The organism is Paenibacillus sp. FSL M7-0656 (assembly GCF_038003225.1).
GTDB classification, from domain to species: domain Bacteria; phylum Bacillota; class Bacilli; order Paenibacillales; family Paenibacillaceae; genus Paenibacillus; species Paenibacillus amylolyticus.
The window spans coordinates 2,539,065-2,556,442 of sequence record NZ_JBBOOT010000001.1; the positions used below are offsets into that span (position 1 = coordinate 2,539,065).

Consider the following 17,378-nt stretch of genomic DNA (forward strand, 5'->3'; position numbering starts at 1 on the left):
GTAACGTTTTCCAAACTGCTCCTTACTTCAAAAGTTACAGCCAGAACAGTCCTTGAAGCACACTCAGCACGGTCAACAAAGCGGCCTCCAGCAGCTCATTCATGGCACCATACGTATCCCCGGTTAAACCGCCGAGCCGTTCACTGATCCGGGCAGCCACGAATCGGCCGATATAATAACACGCCACAGGCAGTATAATAACTGCCGTCACCGGGTATAGCCACCATGGCAGTGTTCCCAGCCCACTCACCATCGCATCCGCAATCCCCATATCCGGCTTGAAAAGCCACACCGAGGCAAACGTAAGTGCCCCTGCGACCAAGGTCAGGCCCACAGCTGAACTTCGTGCACGCTGGACCTCCTTCCGCTCACCCAGACCTTTAAACAATACGGCAAGTCCATCATCTTCGCGCGCATTCGGCCAGGCCGACATCGCATACACCATGAACCAGCGGCTCCAGATCATGGGCAGGATCAGCAACGCACCGTACACCCAGTGGCCCCGGGCAATAAAATCAGCGATCAGCGCAGCCTTCATCATCAGAAGCAACACGCAGGCGATCACGCCCATTGCCCCGACACGGCTGTCCTTCATAATCTCCAGCATCCGTTCACGGGTACGATAACTGAGCAAGCCATCCGCCGTATCCATCCATCCGTCAAGATGGAGCCCTCCGGTAAGCCATACCCATAACGTCAAGGTCAGGACGGCAGCCGGAAAGGCCGGAAGCACTGCACCGCTTAAGGCTCCCGCGAGCCAGACACACAGACCGATTGCAGCACCGACCAGCGGATAAAAGACAACACTTTCCCGCAGCAACGGCGGGACAAAATCGATTTGCATTTTGACAGGGAAACGGGACAAAAATTGAAAAGCGGCTGCCGCCGCATGTTTGCGCTGAGGAGCAGGCGTGCCATCCTTCATAAGCGGTACTCCTTGCTTTTTAGTTCAATCGCAATGCCTACGGTCACCAGAAACACTTCACCGCATATCGCCGCAATACGCTGATTCAGTACACCGGCCAAATCCCGATATTTCCTGCCAAGGGCATATTCCGGTACGATCCCATCTCCCACTTCATTTGTAACCAAAACAAGCAAACCGGGATAGGTTCGAATCGCTTCAACTAGCGCGTCTAAATGTGCCTGTAACACCTGCTTCTCGTCATGCTCATGCGCTAACAAAACATTTGTCAGCCACAGCGTCAGGCAATCCACCAGAATGGTGGGTGCAGAAGTCCCTGTATGCCCTTCACCCATGCGGCTTATCAAAGCAGGTAGATGTATCGGCTCTTCTGTTGTATGCCACAGATACCCCGATGCCTCGCGCTGATGCTGATGCATGGCGATGCGCTCACGCATTTCATCATCGTACGCCTGAGCTGTCGCCACATACCAGGCCTCCGAGGAACGTTGCATGCAGAGACGCTCGGCAAAGGAACTTTTGCCACTGCGTGCGCCGCCTGTCACCAGTACACTCATCGTGAACTCTCTCCTTGCAGGGATGAATCAACCGACGTAGCGGAATCTGGAGCAGGGCTTGTTCCATCCGAGACACCCGCGCTTGCAAAGGTTGCCATCTCATTCAGAATGAGACAGGCTGCGTCAATCAGATGAAGACTAAGCACGCCGCCCGTACCTTCACCCAGACGCATGTCCAGATCCAGCATCGCTTTCAGGTCCAGTTCACGCAGCAGCGCTTCATGTCCATTTTCGTGTGAGGTATGAGAAGCGATCATATAAGCTGTACTCAGAGGTGCAAGTTGTCTCGCCACCAGCGCTGCGGCGGTAGAGATGAACCCGTCTACAACGACCGGACAATGATGAGCAGCTGCTGCCAGGATAACCCCTGTGAGTCCGGCAATCTCCAGTCCACCCACCTTGCACAGAACATCCAGTGCATCTTCCGGGTTTGGTGCGTTTACGCTAAGCGCCCGGCTGACTACAGCAGCCTTGCGCTGCAAGCCTGCATCATCAATGCCGGTTCCTCGCCCCACGGCGGCAGCTGGTGCAACTCCGGTTAACGCGCTCATTACCGCAGCACTTGCAGTGGTGTTGCCAATTCCCATCTCCCCGGTGACAAATAGCTGTGTTCCCTTCGCCACCTCTGCCGATACAACTTCGGCTCCTGCAAGGATAGCGCTGACTGCCTCATCCCGGGTCATCGCTGCACCCCGGGCCATGTTGGCCGTGCCTTTGCGAATTTTGCGGGAAAGCAGGTCCGGATGTTCAAGATCGGCATTCACACCAATATCCACACAGATCACATCTGCTCCGGCGTGACGGGCAAGCACATTCACTGCCGCACCTCCAGCGAGGAAATTCAGGACCATCTGCGGGGTCACTTCAGCAGGAAAAGCACTGATGCCCTCTTCCACTACGCCGTGATCTGCGGCCATGACAATGACCGCTTTGTGATCAAAACGTGGACTTGCATTGCCCGTCATACCTGCCAAGCGGATCACCAGCTCTTCCAATTTGCCCAGGCTTCCCGGTGGCTTCGTCAACGAATCCACATGCGCAGAGGTTTCTGCCGCCACTTCCTGGTCAGGAGCAGTAATCTTACTTGTTAAATGCTCCAACACCTGTTCATTATTCATACAACCAGCACTTCCTTCATCAAAATATGGGTTGCCCCGCTTCATTTAATCGATGTCCCGTCGCAGCAGCAGTTGAGGTATGGCATGGTCGGGATGAGAGACAATCGCGGGTTTGACGCGAAATATATCCTGGATATTCTCATCGTTGATCAATGTATGAGGCGTACCCTTTCCAACCGCCATTCCCTCACGCAGCGCCAGAATGTGATCGCAAAATAACGCGGCCAGATTCAGATCATGCAGCACAGCCACAATCGTAATGTTATTTCTCTGTCGCCATGCCGATAACAATTCCATGAATTGCAATTGATATTTAATATCCAGAAACGTGGTCGGCTCGTCCAGCAGCAGTAACCTCGGCTCCTGAGCCATAACTTTGGCTAGTGCGACCCGCTGCCGTTGCCCGCCGCTGAGTGCATCCAGCGGTCTGTCCGCCAGCTCTGTCAATCCAAGGTCTTGAAGCACCCTGTCCACTACAAGTGTCCCATCGCCCACTTCCCGCCCCAGCCAATTCTGGTATGGATATCGCCCCATCTCCACCACGTCTCGCACGGGATAGGAGATGGCTGGTAAGCCATCCTGCTGCAATACAGCGATCATGCGCGACAGGTCCTTACGGCTGTAAGAGCCGATGTCTCGACCATCGATACGAATCTGACCTTCGTTTAACTGTTCCGTTCCGGCAATAAGCTGGATCAGGGTGGACTTGCCACTGCCGTTTGGTCCGACAACTCCCCACCAGTCACCTTCGCCAACATGCCAGTCTACATTGTGCAGTGCCTGATGATTGCCATATGACTTCCCTGCTCCCTTAATGGAGATAAGTGAAGTCGAGTTGGAACTGGTACTGGAATTCATGGCATCATCCCCTTCTGCAACTTTTTGTTCCGGTTCAGCAGGTAAGCAAAGAACGGCGCACCAACAAAGGCGGTGACAACACCGAGCGGAATCTCAGTTGGTGCCAGCAACGACCTTGCGATGGTATCGGCCCACACCATGAAGATCGCTCCACCAATGGCAGACAAAGGTACCAACAGTCGGTAATCCGGTCCCACCAGCAGCCGCAACATATGCGGGATCACCAATCCAACGAATCCGATGACACCCGATACCGAGACAGCCCCAGCAGTCAGCAGTGTGCCAACTGCCAGCACGGACAGCTTGAGTCTGTCCACTCCGATCCCGATATGTGCGGCTTGACGTTCTCCCAGTGCAAGCACATTCAACGAGCGTGCGCGGCTCCAGAGAAAGACCAGCCCTAACAGAAAATACGGGAAAAGGATGGCCGTATACGACCACCCACGCAGAGCCAGACTTCCCATCGTCCAGTATATAATTTCATTAATCGTCTGTTTCGACATGGTCGACAGGAAGGAAACAACTGCGCCCAGGAAACTTTGCATGACCACACCAGCCAGAATGAGGCTGTGTGTAGGTATTTTACGCCCTTCACGAGCCAGTGCCATAACAAACCATAACGTGATTACACCCGTCAAAAACGCCACCAGTGGCAACGTCCAGATTCCGATCAGTGCATACTGCAATCCGAAGAAAATCAGAAAGGCTGCACCCACCGAAGCACCGGATGATACGCCCAGGGTGAACGGGTCTGCCAGTGGGTTCCGAAGAACCCCCTGGAATCCCGCACCGGCAATCGCCAACGATGCGCCCACGAGCACAGCAAGCAGTACACGTGGGAATCTGACTTTCCAGATAATCTGTTCGGCTGCCTTATTCCAATCCGGTGTAATCCAATCTCCCACCCAGGGGATTTTGTGAATCAGGATGCCTGCAATATCCCGGATCGGCAACGCTACTGAACCAATGCCCGTGCAGATGAGCACGGTGAGCACCAGCAGCACCATGCCCGTCGTTCCGAACAGGATCAGCTTTTTACTCATTTGAACAAGTCAGGGTAGATCGCTTTGGCTACTTCTTTCAGCCCTTGAGTTACCCGTGGACCCGGACGGCTCAGCAGGTTGGCATCCAGGCCAATAACCGCGTCATTTTTCACAGCGGTAATTTGATCCCAGCCGCTGCGCGCCTTGATGATCTGATCCAGTGTTTTGGAGTTTTCATCAATTACATCGTTGGCATACAGGATCACATCCGGGTTGGAGGCAATTACGTTTTCTTCATTAATTTCATACCAACCCTCTTTGTCCGATGCAATGTTGCTACCACCAGCTACAGTGATGAGTTCATCCATGAATTCGCCTTTACCCACAGTCCAGCCTGGGGAGAACTCAACGTATACTTTTTTCTTCTCTTCCGGTTTAACGGCTTTCACCGCTTCCGTTACATCCGTCACGTCCTGTTTCATCTGGGTGATGATTTCTTGTGCTTTTTCCTGATGATCGGTAATTTTACCGAAGGTTTCGATATTATTCATCACATCGTCAATGGATTTAGGATCCGTTTTGAAAATGGTAATGCCCAGTTCGCGCAGCTTTTTCACCGCATCCTCACTCATCGAGATACCTGTGAAGACAATGTCGGCTTCAGCTGCAATGATGGACTCTTCATTGGGCTTAGTGATACCGCCCATTTTAGCTTTGGTTGTTGCCGCTTCCGGATAATCGTCATAGTCGGATACACCAACGATTTGATCGTCCAATCCAAGGGCAAACAGGGATTCCGTCTCAGCCGGAGACACAGATACAATTTTGGCAGGTGCCTTTTCAAAGGTGAACGATTCACCCGTTGCATCCGTAACGGTAAGTGGATATTGTGTTTTGAGGTCCGTCTGCGCCTGGCCTTGGGACTGCTCCTGTGCCGGTTGCTGTGAAGTACCTGTACCCTCGTTCGTTGTTGCATTGCCACATCCGGCCAAAGCCAGTGCGAGTGCCGCTGCACTTAGCAGGGACGCTACGTTTTTCCAATTCTTGAAATTCATTCTGTTATTCTCCCCTTCTCTATTTGTACTATTTTCTTGCATCGTGCTCGAACTTTTACTACCCATGCCTTGGTGTTCCTGTATAAGGTTTGAACTGCAACATTTACACGTTAACGGAGAGTGCAGAACCGATCTGAAGAAACGAAGTGTTCGCCTTTATCACCGGATTTTCCCTTTCAAGAAAGGGCATCAAAAAATCTGGGGATAACAGCGATCGGAAGATGGTACTGCAATCGTAGTGACCTCGTGTAAAATTGGTCTCGTTCAGCTTACATGAACAATAAAAAATCCCCAATCCATACGTCCAGGATCAGGGATGACGTCTCGCATATGGCGATCTGTACATGTTCAACCTAGGGTTGTCCATGCGCATAGAATAGCCCGAAACGCTGTCCTTTCCTCGAAGGAACACCGGTTTGTACGTCCAGGGCAGGTAACCTGACTTACAGGAATCATCCTGTTTTACAGTGGCGGGACCGTGCCGGATTTGCACCGGCTTCCCCATTTCACCCTTGTGTATTTCATGACTCGTAGTAATCTGCCATGAAAACAGCCTTCACACGCGGGACCCTTGGTCGCTGATACGGTAAAGCATTGCCATGTAATTTCTGCATGTTGCATACTCGTTCAGGCTTCACACCTGCAGCGTATCTGTATCCATGCTGAAGTCACACTTCTGTTGTGATTATAGGGTATATTGTACATCCTTACAACCCGATCGGCGGAAAACTCACTCTGCTGCCAAACCACTGATTCCCCTGTTGATCAAGCTGAACCTGAATCGCCTGTCCCGGTACGACATGTGTATCCCAGAACCCAAGCCCGGCTATCAGACGGGACAAGGCATACCGGATGACACCACCATGCGTAACCACAACGATGGTTGACTCACGCCCCTCATCAACGTGCATTGAAGGACGACCCTCCAACAACATCTCTTGGAGTAAGGAATCCAACCGTCCGGTAAACTCCTGCCACGATTCCCCACCGGGCGGAGTGACCTCCTGCGGTGCATCAATCCAGCTTCGGTACACAGGGTTATCCTTAAGCTGATCATACGTCAGCCCTTCCCACTGTCCAAAATCATTCTCGCGCAGGCGCGAGTCGAACTTCACCTGTCCGATGGCATCAGGAAGAATCTGTTCCAGCGTCTGCCGGCAGCGAAGCAGATCACTGCAATATACCTCATTCCACGAAATACCGCTCAATTGTTCATGAAGCGGAGCCAGTTCTTCTTTGGCATTTGGCAGCAGACCGATGTCGGTATGCCCCAGATATTTTTTTTCCACATTCCACAACGTTGTCCCATGACGGACCCACAGAATGTTTCGTTTCAGCGGCCCAGGCTGATTCGTATGTACTTCATTGCCTGCATTTCCTTCATTTACGGCCATAACAGCGTCCCTCCTGCCAGCCACACACCCAGCGTTATGAACACGCATAGTACCACAAAAGCACCTGCCGACCAGAACATCAGACGTGACGTTTGCACAATATCCTCGGCTTCCATCGGCCGTGTGGCTTCACCCATGTAGGCACGAAATGAAGCAACGCCGTGATACACGTTATGTCCGCCAAGCCGGATGCCCAGTGCTCCAGCCACCGCTGATTCGGGAAAACCGCTATTCGGACTTGGATGTAGTCTTGCATCCCGTGCAACCATGCGTGCTGCTCCTTTGGCGTCCAGCTTCATGACCCAGGCACCCACAATTAATAGAATCGCGGTCAGCCGGGCAGGTATCCAGTTCGTCACATCATCCAGACGGGCCGAGGCCCAGCCAAGATGCAGATACTTGTCATTTTTATATCCGACCATGGAATCCAGCGTGTTGACGGCACGATAAGCCATGGCAAGCGGAGCGCCTCCAATGAGCGCATAGAATAACGGCGATACAATGGCATCCACGATATTTTCCGCCACCGTCTCTACCGTTCCCCGCACAACCTCCGGTTCATCCAGATGTGCCGTATCACGTCCAACAATCATGCCCAGTGAACGTCTGGCCGCCGGCCAATCCTGCTGCTTCAGATGACGATACACTTCCATACCTGCATCCTTCAGCCCTTTTGAAGCAATGGTCGTTGCAATAAGCACCACTTCAGCTGTCGCTGCAATGACAGGATGAATCAGCCTAAGCACATATACGAGTCCCCACGTGATTACAAAAGAACTCCCCGCGATCACAATCGGGAACAATAGCCCTGCTCTCTTCAGCCCCGAATCTGTGCGCACACGCGAGCGAATGACACGCTCCAACGCCGAGATGCCTTTTCCCATGCCAATCACCGGGTGGGGAATCCAGCGCGGATCTCCGATACATCGGTCCAACAGGTACGCCAGTATAATAATCCAGGCTCCCGCCATGCCTGTCCAGAACGGCCAAGTCCATAGATGCTCCAGGTCAAAAGTCATTTGTGCCTGATCCTCTCTTTCCATAACAGTCCGGCCTGAAGGCTCTCCGTCACCGTGTCGTATACCAATCTGCCAATTGCCGCCCCTGCCGTAGTCGCTGTCCCGGCATAAGTGATCATCGGCTGAGGTTCCTCCACTTCCACAGCCTGACCTACCGCAAACACAATGGCATCGGTTGTGGTGCCGGTGGCGAGCAACCCGTTCTCCGAATCCAGAACACCCACATCCGCCAGCGCGGCCGCTTTGGCTTCCACCGCCGTCTGTACCGCATTCACCATCGCCCCGTTGGTCATGCGTCCGTTCAACCAGAGCATGATGTTAATTGTACCCGGGACATAGGATGGCATCGTCAGATTCCGTGCTGAAGGAGCAGAGCGCTCCCTGCCGGAAGACATCGTCTTATTTCCCGCCGCATCAAATACCGTTCTCTCCGACCCCGCGCGTGCGGCATTTGATACACCCGCAGTGGTGCAGCACAAAAGACCAAATTCATCACTTGTATATTCCTGAATGGAGGTATGCTCCAGTCTTACGGCCGTCAATAATCCGGCACATTGATCGCGTGGCTCATGCCATTCATTCAGCGCTTGTTCGATATCACGCGGCGGATCATCACAGCGGTAATGCCTGTCCACATAGATGTTAAATATGCGATCCAGTTCAAACATCCCGCCGCCATATACCGCACTCGACAGCGCTTGGGCTGCCCTTGAACTCTGTGCTTTGATATGTCGTTCATGTGCAGATATGTTCAGTCCCGGCCAGGAAGAGGAAGCATATTCATTCTCGCCTGTTTCTCTATTCGTAAAGTAGTTATAAAACGGGAGTGTCATTGCCACTTCCCTCCCTGTTCCTCATCTTTCGTCTGATCGACATTCGGATATCCCTTGGTTTCCAGCACGCTGCCCAGCACTTCCAGGAATGTAGCATTGGCATCTGCATCCTTGACCGCGAAACGTACATGCCCTTTGTCAAGCCCCGGATACATGGCACAACTGCGAATCAGAATGCCTCTTCGGCCCAACGCCTCCTGCATTGATGCCGCTGTCCAAGGGGCCGGCACACGTGCCAAAATAAAGTTCGCCTCTCCCGGTGTCACGGCACATCCATACGCCTGCAGTCCTTCGATGAGATGACTCCGTTCCCGCGTGATCTGTGATATGGTTTCCTGTTCGTACCGTTCTCCGCTGCGCAGACAGGCTTCACCTGCAATGAGCGCCAGACCGTTGACACTCCAGGTCACCTGTTTCTTTGTCATCGCCTGAATGTATTCGGCACGGCCCAGAGCATATCCGAGACGCAAGCCCGGAATGGCATAAAACTTTGTCATCGAGCGAATGATGATTACATTCGGATAGTCATTCAGATGTGCTGCCAGGGACTGACGCCGGTCTACCGGAATAAAATCCATAAAGGCCTCGTCAATGACAAGTACGGTTCCCGTTTCTTCCGCTTTGCGGGCAAGCCTTTGTAATACCTCAAGTGGATATTGTACACCGTTTGGATTGTTGGGCTGTCCGAGGAAGAGCAGGTCTACCTTTTTCATGAGCTGCTCGATGTCCTCGGGTTCCGCTCGCCACGCCAGTTCTTCTCTTCCCTCCGTATGCACAACCTCGGCACCGAATTGTCGTGCCAACGACCGGTACTCCGAAAATCCCGGTTCCACCGTACCCACCTTGCGAGGGGCAAACCCCAGCAGAATGAGCGCCATACTTTCGGCTGCGCCGTTGCCCACGGAAATCTGCTCCTGCATCACACCAAGACGCTCGCTCAGCAGTGCTTTGAATCCCCGATGCGCCGGATCGGGATACCGAATCACCGACTGCAATCCTTGTTGTATAGCCTCCAGCACCCCTCTGGGCGGACCGAGTGGATTAATGTTAGCACTGAAATCCAGAAAATCAGCGGCTTCCCTCCCAAATCGTGACGCAGCCGTCTCCACGTCCCCGCCATGTCCGAACACTTCGATATAACCGGTCATTCTTCCGTCATCCTTTCTGTATGTCCTTTTTATTATGGATGGCACGGGAGGTGTGGGTCAATCCTGTTTTCTTTGTGTCCCAACCATAATTCGTTTACAATAGAAGAGGAATTTCGGTTCCTTTTGATATACAAGGTTCACTACATAAGGGACTAGCAATCCCTCACATACATTAATGGAGGAATGACCATGCTGTTTGTAGACAACCAGGGCATTACAGATCCTTCTGTAAACCTTGCCATTGAGGAGTACATTCTGAAGCATTTGCCGATGGAGGATGACAGCTATCTGCTGTTCTACATTAACCGTCCGTCGATTATCATCGGAAAACATCAAAATACGATTGAAGAAATTAATATCGAGTACGTTCAGGATAACGGTGTGCAGGTGGTTCGTCGTCTTTCGGGAGGCGGAGCGGTATATCACGATCTGGGCAACCTGAATTTCAGCTTTATTACAGCGGATGACGGTCAATCCTTCCACAATTTCCGCAAGTTCACCCAGCCTGTGGTTGAAGCTTTGCACGAGCTTGGTGTAAATGCCGAGTTGACCGGGCGTAATGATCTGCAAGTCGGCGAAAAGAAAATTTCGGGCAACGCCCAGTTTTCCACACGTGGGCGCATGTTCAGTCATGGCACATTGATGTTTGATCTGAATCTGGAGCATGTTCAGGCTTCCCTGAACGTCAATCCCGAGAAGTTCAAATCCAAGAGCACCAAATCCGTGCGCAGCCGGGTCGCCAACATACGGGATCTGATTGACACCAACCTGACGATTGAGCAGTTCCGCGATGAGCTGTTACGTCACATTTTCAGAATGGAGCCACAAGACGTCCCGCAATACAAGCTGACTGACAAGGACTGGGACAAAATTAAGGAAATTTCCGCTGAGCGTTATAACAACTGGGACTGGAACTATGGCTTGTCTCCGGAAAGTAATGTGAAGCACACTCGCAAATTCCCTGTTGGCATCATCGATCTGCGCATGAACATCAAGGATGGACGCATCGAAGATATCAAAATCTTTGGCGACTTCTTCGGTGTAGGCGATGTGGCGGATATCGAAAATATGCTACGCGGCAAGAGGTATGAGGAAACCGAGGTGCGTACTGCACTTGAGGGCTTGGATGTAAAACATTACTTCGGCAACCTTGAGCTGGAAGACTTTATTGGCCTTGTTTTCCTGGAAGAGTAAAATTTAGATGTAAGTATAGTCTTAGAACGAAGTCTAAAATTACACGTTAACGGAGAAGACAGAATTTATCGGGAGAAGCGAAGCGTTCGCCTTTATCAACGGATTTCCCCTTGGGGGAATGGAATCAAAAATCCGGGGATAACAGCGATCGAAAGATGAATCTGTATTAGGAGTGGCCTCGTGTAAAACTTATTTTTTCGTTCGTTAGTATAGATACAGATAAAAAAAGGAGAGAAACACAGATGACCTACAAATTGATTGCAATCGATATTGATGACACACTGATCAACGACAACAAGGAAGTAACCCCTGCTACACAGACAGCACTGGAACAAGCAGTTGCCCATGGTGTAACTGTAACGCTGGCGACTGGACGTGCTTATGCTTCCGCACAAGCGCTGGCTCGTCAAACCGGACTTAACGTTCCGATCATCACGTATCAAGGCGCATTGGTGAAAAACCTGCTGGACGAAAAAGTCCTCTATGAGCGCTACGTTCCACAGGAAGCTTCCCGCAAATTGTATGATTACTGCCTGGAGAACAATCTCCACCTTCAAACATACATTGACGATAAGTTATATGCCCGTGAGGAAAACGACAAGCTGCGTGATTATGCCAAATTAAACGGCACCCAATATTACATCGAATCTGATTTCATCAAAGTCATCGAACAAAAAACACCAAAGTTGCTTATTATCGATGAGCCAGACTACTTGGATAAGGTTGCCGTTGACCTGCGTGAATTGCTCGGACCTCAAGTGCATATCACAAAGTCCAAACCTTACTTCCTGGAGATCATGCACAATGAAGGAACTAAAGGTCACGCCCTGACCTTCCTGGCTGACCATTTCGGTCACCAGCTCAGCGAGTGTATTGCCATCGGCGACTCCTGGAACGACCATGAGATGCTCGAAGTTGCTGGTCTTGGTGTAGCGATGGGAAATGCCATTCCTGCGCTGAAAGAGCTGGCAGATTACATTACGGCAAGTAATAACGAAGACGGCGTGAAAGAAGTTATCGAGAAGTTTGTGCTGAACGCAGAGTAAATAAGATCAACGAACAGCCCAGTCGGCGAATTTCGCCGTGCAGGGCTGTTTTTTTAATTTTAAAAATATGTTCATTATCCTATTTAGCGATTATATTTGGTATATTTTTCTGTTATTTTTTATGTTTTGAGAGCAACAATGCGGTAATCAAGGATAATTGTAGTGAAATCGTAATCGCCATAGATAAGATGACACCATTTGTATCTTGGACATCGGCAAAAAACAAAACAATAAAAAATACAATGAATGAGATTACAATGCTAGCTATGAAATTTAAAATTATTCGTTTCATGTCTGCCTACTTTCGCACCACGATTCATTGTTTTACTTGCTCATGGCATGCTGGAAAGACTCCAGCAGTTTTTTGATTTGCCCATCAAATTCCAGTTGAAATGACGGAATGATCTCATCTATTCTTTGCTGAAACAGCTCCGGATCTTGGACACCAAGCTCTGCTCTTAACTCCATTTCTTCTTTGGAACCATTGTCGTTCAGGATCATGTTCAGGATTTCACCTTTAAAGTATTCACTTGGAGGAAGGATTAGAGCATTCATCAGGAACTGGGTAAAAAAGAGATGTTTATTATTTTCCTGACTCGCCTTTTTCATCGCCTGCTTAGTAAACAAGTTTATATACTTCTGAGCAAACGCAACCCCTTTCATTCGGGAAGGCCCAACATGTTCGACCCCCTTCCAACGCAGATCGGCCACAGAACTAAGCCACCAGGCCGGTTCAATAGCCTGCTGCATACGAAGCAGCACTTGACGCTCAAACTGCGGCTCAGGATGCATTCGCTGCTCATCCAAACATTTTCCTATGGTCTCGGCTTCAATTGCAGCAACCGTCATGCCTTGGCCATGGATTGGATCGAAGCTGCAAAATGCATCGCCAAGGACGAGTAATCCGGAGGGCCAATTCTCCATCAGTTCAAAATGTTGACGGACAGACTCGGAAATACGGTATCCACGCGGTCCTTGAAAAGGCTCCAGCTGTTCTGCCAACGCTACGATTTCATCCGAAGCAAACAGATGTTTGATTTGCTCTTGAAACTCATCCGGATGGGTTGGAGGATATTCATCTCCTCCTGCGTTGAACAGTAATAGTCCAGCGATATCATTTTCAATGCGCCACAACATGCCTGCACGAGTTCCTTGCACAGGATCGGACTCTGTTATCACCGTTCCCCAATCATTTTGAATAGAGGATGGTATCTTATAATAGCGGGTGCTGTAACCAAGAGACACCTTCAGCACTTCCGGCTCAGGCACGGACAACCCTATCTGATCAAGCCATCTGATCAATTTGGAAGAACGTCCCGCGGCATCAATAACCATATCTGTTGCAAGCATTGCTTCCCGGTTATCCCGACCTCTTTCTTTGGTATACACGCCTGTAATCGAACGCTCATCTTCTGATGCCATTAACCCGGTAACTTCCGTATTCGTTAAGAAACTTATATGATCTATGTTCTGGACTCGCTGACGCAGTACCCATTCCAGCAGGGCTCTGCTGCTCGATGCAATTTTGAATGAGGAAGCAGCATTCGCCATATTAACTAATGTACCGTAGCGATTGGCAATCATAAACTTCTCTTCATGTGAAGGAATGGCACCAAGCGCGACCAATTCGTCATTGTATCCGGGAAAGTAATGTTCCAGAATGAGTCCGCCGCGCGGTAATACACGATGTGGATGAAAGGATTGAGGCACACCCTGCCGATTTGCCGGCTCAGAAGGCAATTCATCTCGCTCAATGATACATACCTCATCATAATAATCAGATAACATCCTTGCAGTGATTAACCCTGCAATACCTGCCCCGATCACCACAGCTTTTTTCATGTCGGACATCGCCACTTCATCCTCTCTAATCCATCATATTTCATCTACACTTGTAGCCCTATCAAAAAATTACTTATAATACCAATATACACTTGAAATCTCGTTCCATGTAAGAATCAATGTGTTGATACTATATAGCTAAACTACAATAAGGAACTGATGTAGATGAAAATGATTGATACAAAGGTGGATTTGAGAGTTACCCGAACTCATAAATTGTTAACGATGGCGCTACTCGATCTGTTATGTGAGAAAGGTCAGCTATTCAGCAACATCACAATTAATGAAATATGTGACAAAGCTATGGTTCACCGAACAACGTTTTACAAACATTTCAAGGATAAATTTGCTCTGCTGTCCTCCACCCTATCTTGGGTCCTTCGGGATTATTTACACATGAATGTAGAAGATCGATTACAGCAGCCTTTGCAAAGCATATCTAAAATTCTGTTCGGAAATGTACTGGAGACAATTGTGCAGAACCAACAGAAGGATGAGGGGTTTAACAACTTTTTCATACATTATATCGGAGAGATATTCAGAAGGGATTTTCTGGAATTGAAGAGAAGAGGTAAACAATTTTCACTTCCCATAGAACTTGTTGCCGAGTTTCACTCGGGGGTGATTCGTTTACTTGTGATGTGGTGGATACAACATTTCGAAGAAAATGTTACGGCAGAACAGATGGATGAATATTACTACCTACTGGTTAACGAGAACATCATGTTGGAATAACAAACAGCTCAACCTAAAATCAATGGCTGATTTTGAGATTGAGCTGCATACCTTCCAACTTTACCTATTTTAAAACAGATTCGGAAGCCTGCACTGTCATCCTCGCACGACTTCTTTTCTTCAACCAGCCGCTCACCTTCTCATTCATCGCCAGCAGACCTGAAACGACCAGCACTACACCGATCCATGTAACCCAGCTGACATGCTCACCGTAGACAACAGCACCAAGCCCTACGGCAATGGGTGGTGAAATGTATAACCATGTTGCTGGAAACAACGGGTTGGTACGCGACATAATCCAATAGAACAGACTATGCCCCACCATGGAGCCGATGACAGTCAGATAGATCACCGACGACACAGCAGGCACCCAGTCGAGAGCAGACATATTCCACGATTCCGTTCCGACCGAGAGCAGGGATAACAGCAGTCCCCCATACATCATCTGCACCGCATTGATCGCTACAGGACTAGCCTCCTTGAACTGATGAATGACCTTTTTGGAGTACAATGCACCTGCTGAATAACAGACCTCCCCCACTAGTACCGCGATACAACCCCACATGAACAGGGAACCTGCACCAAGCGATACACCTGGCAACACAACCAGTACCACACCGGTGAACCCGATCAGGCAGCCCACAATCATACGGGCAGATGTTTTTTGTCGTAACATCGCCGTCTGCATCAACATAATCATCAGCGGCCCTGTCGCCGACAGAATGGCACCCACACCCGAGCTCACATGCTGTTCAGCCCAATATAATGTGGCAAAAGTGCCGAAGGTCAGCCCCGCTCCCGTTAACAACATCTCCTTGCGGAACAGGAGCGACCAGCTCACTTTGCCCTTCATCCTCATCCATGCAAACATCAGCGCTCCCGCGATTAAAAATCGCAATCCGGCTGACAGAAAAGGCGGCATGCCTGCCTCTACTCCAATTTTAATAGCCAGAAATGTTGTACCGAAAATAAGACACATAACCGTAAATGCAATCCCCACCATGATAACCACTCCTTTATCTGTTCTCCATCATATCTCATGGTCTACAGAACAGAATGAACAAAACAGAACAGTTTTCTCCCATTAGCTGTTACAATAGAGTTCAAAAGGAGTGTGAGCCGGGTGGGCAGAACCATGATGATGACAGATAACAGCCTGAAATTATATGAGCAAGTCATCCATTATCTCGTTGTACGTATAGAAGCGGGAGAGTGGGCCGAACATGAAAAACTGCCATCTGTACGAAGCCTGTCCGAGCTACTCGGCGTACATCGTCTGACTGTTTTCAAAGCCTATCAGGAGTTAAAAGAACGTGGGAATGTTTATGTGAAAGATAAGTCTGGCTATTATGTCAGCCCAGCGACTCCATTCTCAGTAACGGATCAGGCGGATGATCCCGCCGTGTCTGCCTGGCTGCATTGGGATTCACTTGCACGGGTACAGTCCCTTGAAGCAGAATACCAATTTTCCAAATCGTTAATCGATCCCTCTCTGTTGCCCAACCGTTATTGGGGTGAACTAATGCGTGATCTGCTGGATCAATATCCCCGTTTGCTCGGAACGTATTCCACAATTCAGGGAGATCTGGAATTGCGAAGTGCGCTGGCAAGCCATCTAACGAAAAAAGAACGCTTCTATCTCTCTGCAGACGAAGTGCTCATTACATCGGGGGCCCAGCAAGCGATTGACGTCATCTCGCGGACGCTGGTCAAACCCGGGGATCGGGTGTTGATGGAACGGCCTACGTATGGACCAGCAATGGAGATTTTCCGTAAACAAGGTGCTCGTCTGATCTTTACGGATATTCACTCGGATGGGTATGATCTGGAGCAGATTGAGCATCTGATGAAATCGGAGAAACCACGCTTATTCTACACGACGCCAACTTTTCATAATCCAACCGGCGTTAACGTTCCAGTAGAACAGCGCAAGCAGTTACCTGAACTAGCAGAACAGTATGGTTGTTTTCTGCTCGAAGACGACAGCACCTATGATATCTATTTTAAGGAGAAACCTCCTGCACCGATTTTCACCTACGACACCACTGGACACACTCTGTACATTCGCAGTTACAGCAAGTATGTTGCACCCGGGCTACGGATTGCAGCCATCATATGCCGTCAGCGTTTCATGCCAGGACTACAGGCTGTAAAATCACTGACAGATAACGGATCGCCCCTTCTGAACCAGAAGCTTTTTCTCCGTTATTTTCAGTCAGAACGTATGCATCAGCATCTATCCAAGCTACGGACCGCCATCCAGCTACGGATGGAAGTGATGGAACAATCTCTGCTGGAAACGGACTGGACGTGGACCCGGCCGGAGGGCGGACTCAACTTTTGGGTAGAGCTTCCTGAGGGTGTGGATACAGGGAGACTGCTTCACCGGTGCATGGAACAATCCGTTGCCTTTGTACCCGGAACTGTATTCGATTCTTCGGATAATTCAGCCAGTCGCAAGCTGCGCCTGTCCTTCTCTTATGCACATGAGCAGCAGATTCGGGAAGGGATGAGAAGGCTCATTACGCTTGCGAAAGAAATGTAAGGTTTGGATACTCTTGGATTGAAGCCAATCCGAAGAATTTCAAGTGCAATTTGTCACTCGTATCGCTGCATCAAAAAAAGTCGCCTTATGGCGACTTTACTTTTGGTGTTCTATACTCTTTACCTA

The 17,378-nt window shown here is 49.8% G+C and carries 16 protein-coding genes and 1 riboswitch; of the genes, 4 read left to right on the forward strand and 12 right to left on the reverse strand.

Annotated elements, in window-relative coordinates; translation table 11 throughout:
* Positions 1–34: 34 nt before the first annotated feature.
* The 10 genes from cobS to cobD form a co-directional block, all read right to left on the reverse strand.
* Positions 35–925 carry an adenosylcobinamide-GDP ribazoletransferase gene (gene cobS, locus MHI01_RS11240; protein WP_339286070.1) on the reverse strand — a complete coding sequence of 297 codons (891 nt, stop codon included), beginning with the start codon at positions 923–925 and terminating at the stop codon, positions 35–37.
* Positions 922–1,482, reverse strand: coding sequence for a bifunctional adenosylcobinamide kinase/adenosylcobinamide-phosphate guanylyltransferase (gene cobU / locus MHI01_RS11245; protein WP_047842052.1), 561 nt, complete (start codon positions 1,480–1,482; stop codon positions 922–924). Before cobU ends, cobS begins: the two co-directional genes overlap by 4 nt.
* Positions 1,479–2,600 (reverse strand): nicotinate-nucleotide--dimethylbenzimidazole phosphoribosyltransferase, encoded by a 1,122-nt coding sequence (cobT, locus tag MHI01_RS11250; protein WP_340983155.1) that lies wholly within the window; start codon positions 2,598–2,600, stop codon positions 1,479–1,481. Before cobT ends, cobU begins: the two co-directional genes overlap by 4 nt.
* A 45-nt stretch (positions 2,601–2,645) precedes the next feature.
* On the reverse strand, positions 2,646–3,458 hold the full coding sequence (locus MHI01_RS11255) for an ABC transporter ATP-binding protein (RefSeq protein ID WP_340983156.1): 813 nt from the start codon (positions 3,456–3,458) through the stop codon (positions 2,646–2,648).
* Positions 3,455–4,501 (reverse strand): FecCD family ABC transporter permease, encoded by a 1,047-nt coding sequence (locus MHI01_RS11260; RefSeq protein WP_340983157.1) that lies wholly within the window; start codon positions 4,499–4,501, stop codon positions 3,455–3,457. Before MHI01_RS11260 ends, MHI01_RS11255 begins: the two co-directional genes overlap by 4 nt.
* Positions 4,498–5,496 carry an ABC transporter substrate-binding protein gene (locus tag MHI01_RS11265; RefSeq protein ID WP_340983158.1) on the reverse strand — a complete coding sequence of 333 codons (999 nt, stop codon included), beginning with the start codon at positions 5,494–5,496 and terminating at the stop codon, positions 4,498–4,500. Before MHI01_RS11265 ends, MHI01_RS11260 begins: the two co-directional genes overlap by 4 nt.
* Before the next feature lie 411 nt (positions 5,497–5,907).
* A riboswitch (cobalamin riboswitch) is annotated at positions 5,908–6,057 on the reverse strand.
* Positions 6,058–6,203: 146 nt separating this feature from the next.
* Positions 6,204–6,890 (reverse strand): histidine phosphatase family protein, encoded by a 687-nt coding sequence (locus MHI01_RS11270; RefSeq protein ID WP_340389635.1) that lies wholly within the window; start codon positions 6,888–6,890, stop codon positions 6,204–6,206.
* Positions 6,881–7,861 carry an adenosylcobinamide-phosphate synthase CbiB gene (cbiB, locus tag MHI01_RS11275; RefSeq protein WP_340390582.1) on the reverse strand — a complete coding sequence of 327 codons (981 nt, stop codon included), beginning with the start codon at positions 7,859–7,861 and terminating at the stop codon, positions 6,881–6,883. Before cbiB ends, MHI01_RS11270 begins: the two co-directional genes overlap by 10 nt.
* A gap of 44 nt (positions 7,862–7,905) precedes the next feature.
* The gene (locus MHI01_RS11280) at positions 7,906–8,742 is read right to left on the reverse strand and encodes an adenosylcobinamide amidohydrolase (RefSeq protein ID WP_340389632.1); all 837 of its coding nucleotides are present in this window, start codon (positions 8,740–8,742) and stop codon (positions 7,906–7,908) included.
* Positions 8,739–9,890, reverse strand: coding sequence for a threonine-phosphate decarboxylase CobD (cobD, locus tag MHI01_RS11285; RefSeq protein WP_340389629.1), 1,152 nt, complete (start codon positions 9,888–9,890; stop codon positions 8,739–8,741). The genes MHI01_RS11280 and cobD overlap by 4 nt, the downstream gene beginning before the upstream one ends.
* Before the next feature lie 189 nt (positions 9,891–10,079).
* Here cobD and MHI01_RS11290 point away from each other — a divergent pair, with 189 nt between their 5' ends.
* Together MHI01_RS11290 and MHI01_RS11295 are read left to right on the forward strand one after the other, a co-directional pair.
* Positions 10,080–11,084, forward strand: coding sequence for a lipoate--protein ligase (locus MHI01_RS11290; RefSeq protein ID WP_036610740.1), 1,005 nt, complete (start codon positions 10,080–10,082; stop codon positions 11,082–11,084).
* A gap of 242 nt (positions 11,085–11,326) precedes the next feature.
* Entirely contained in the window at positions 11,327–12,130 is an 804-nt protein-coding gene (locus tag MHI01_RS11295) for a Cof-type HAD-IIB family hydrolase (protein WP_062833159.1), read from the forward strand.
* A gap of 324 nt (positions 12,131–12,454) precedes the next feature.
* Here MHI01_RS11295 and MHI01_RS11300 read toward each other — a convergent pair whose 3' ends face one another.
* The gene (locus MHI01_RS11300) at positions 12,455–13,981 is read right to left on the reverse strand and encodes an NAD(P)/FAD-dependent oxidoreductase (protein ID WP_340983159.1); all 1,527 of its coding nucleotides are present in this window, start codon (positions 13,979–13,981) and stop codon (positions 12,455–12,457) included.
* A 156-nt stretch (positions 13,982–14,137) separates the two neighbouring features.
* Between MHI01_RS11300 and MHI01_RS11305 the strand changes: the two genes are divergently transcribed.
* Positions 14,138–14,707, forward strand: coding sequence for a TetR/AcrR family transcriptional regulator (locus MHI01_RS11305; RefSeq protein WP_340983160.1), 570 nt, complete (start codon positions 14,138–14,140; stop codon positions 14,705–14,707).
* A gap of 64 nt (positions 14,708–14,771) precedes the next feature.
* On the opposite strand, the gene MHI01_RS11310 is transcribed toward MHI01_RS11305, so the two are convergent.
* Positions 14,772–15,710, reverse strand: coding sequence for a DMT family transporter (locus MHI01_RS11310; RefSeq protein ID WP_340983161.1), 939 nt, complete (start codon positions 15,708–15,710; stop codon positions 14,772–14,774).
* A gap of 120 nt (positions 15,711–15,830) precedes the next feature.
* On the opposite strand from MHI01_RS11310, the gene MHI01_RS11315 reads away from it, so the two are divergent.
* Complete coding sequence (locus tag MHI01_RS11315) at positions 15,831–17,252, forward strand: aminotransferase-like domain-containing protein (RefSeq protein WP_340983162.1); 1,422 nt, start codon at positions 15,831–15,833, stop codon at positions 17,250–17,252.
* Positions 17,253–17,378 lie beyond the last annotated feature (126 nt).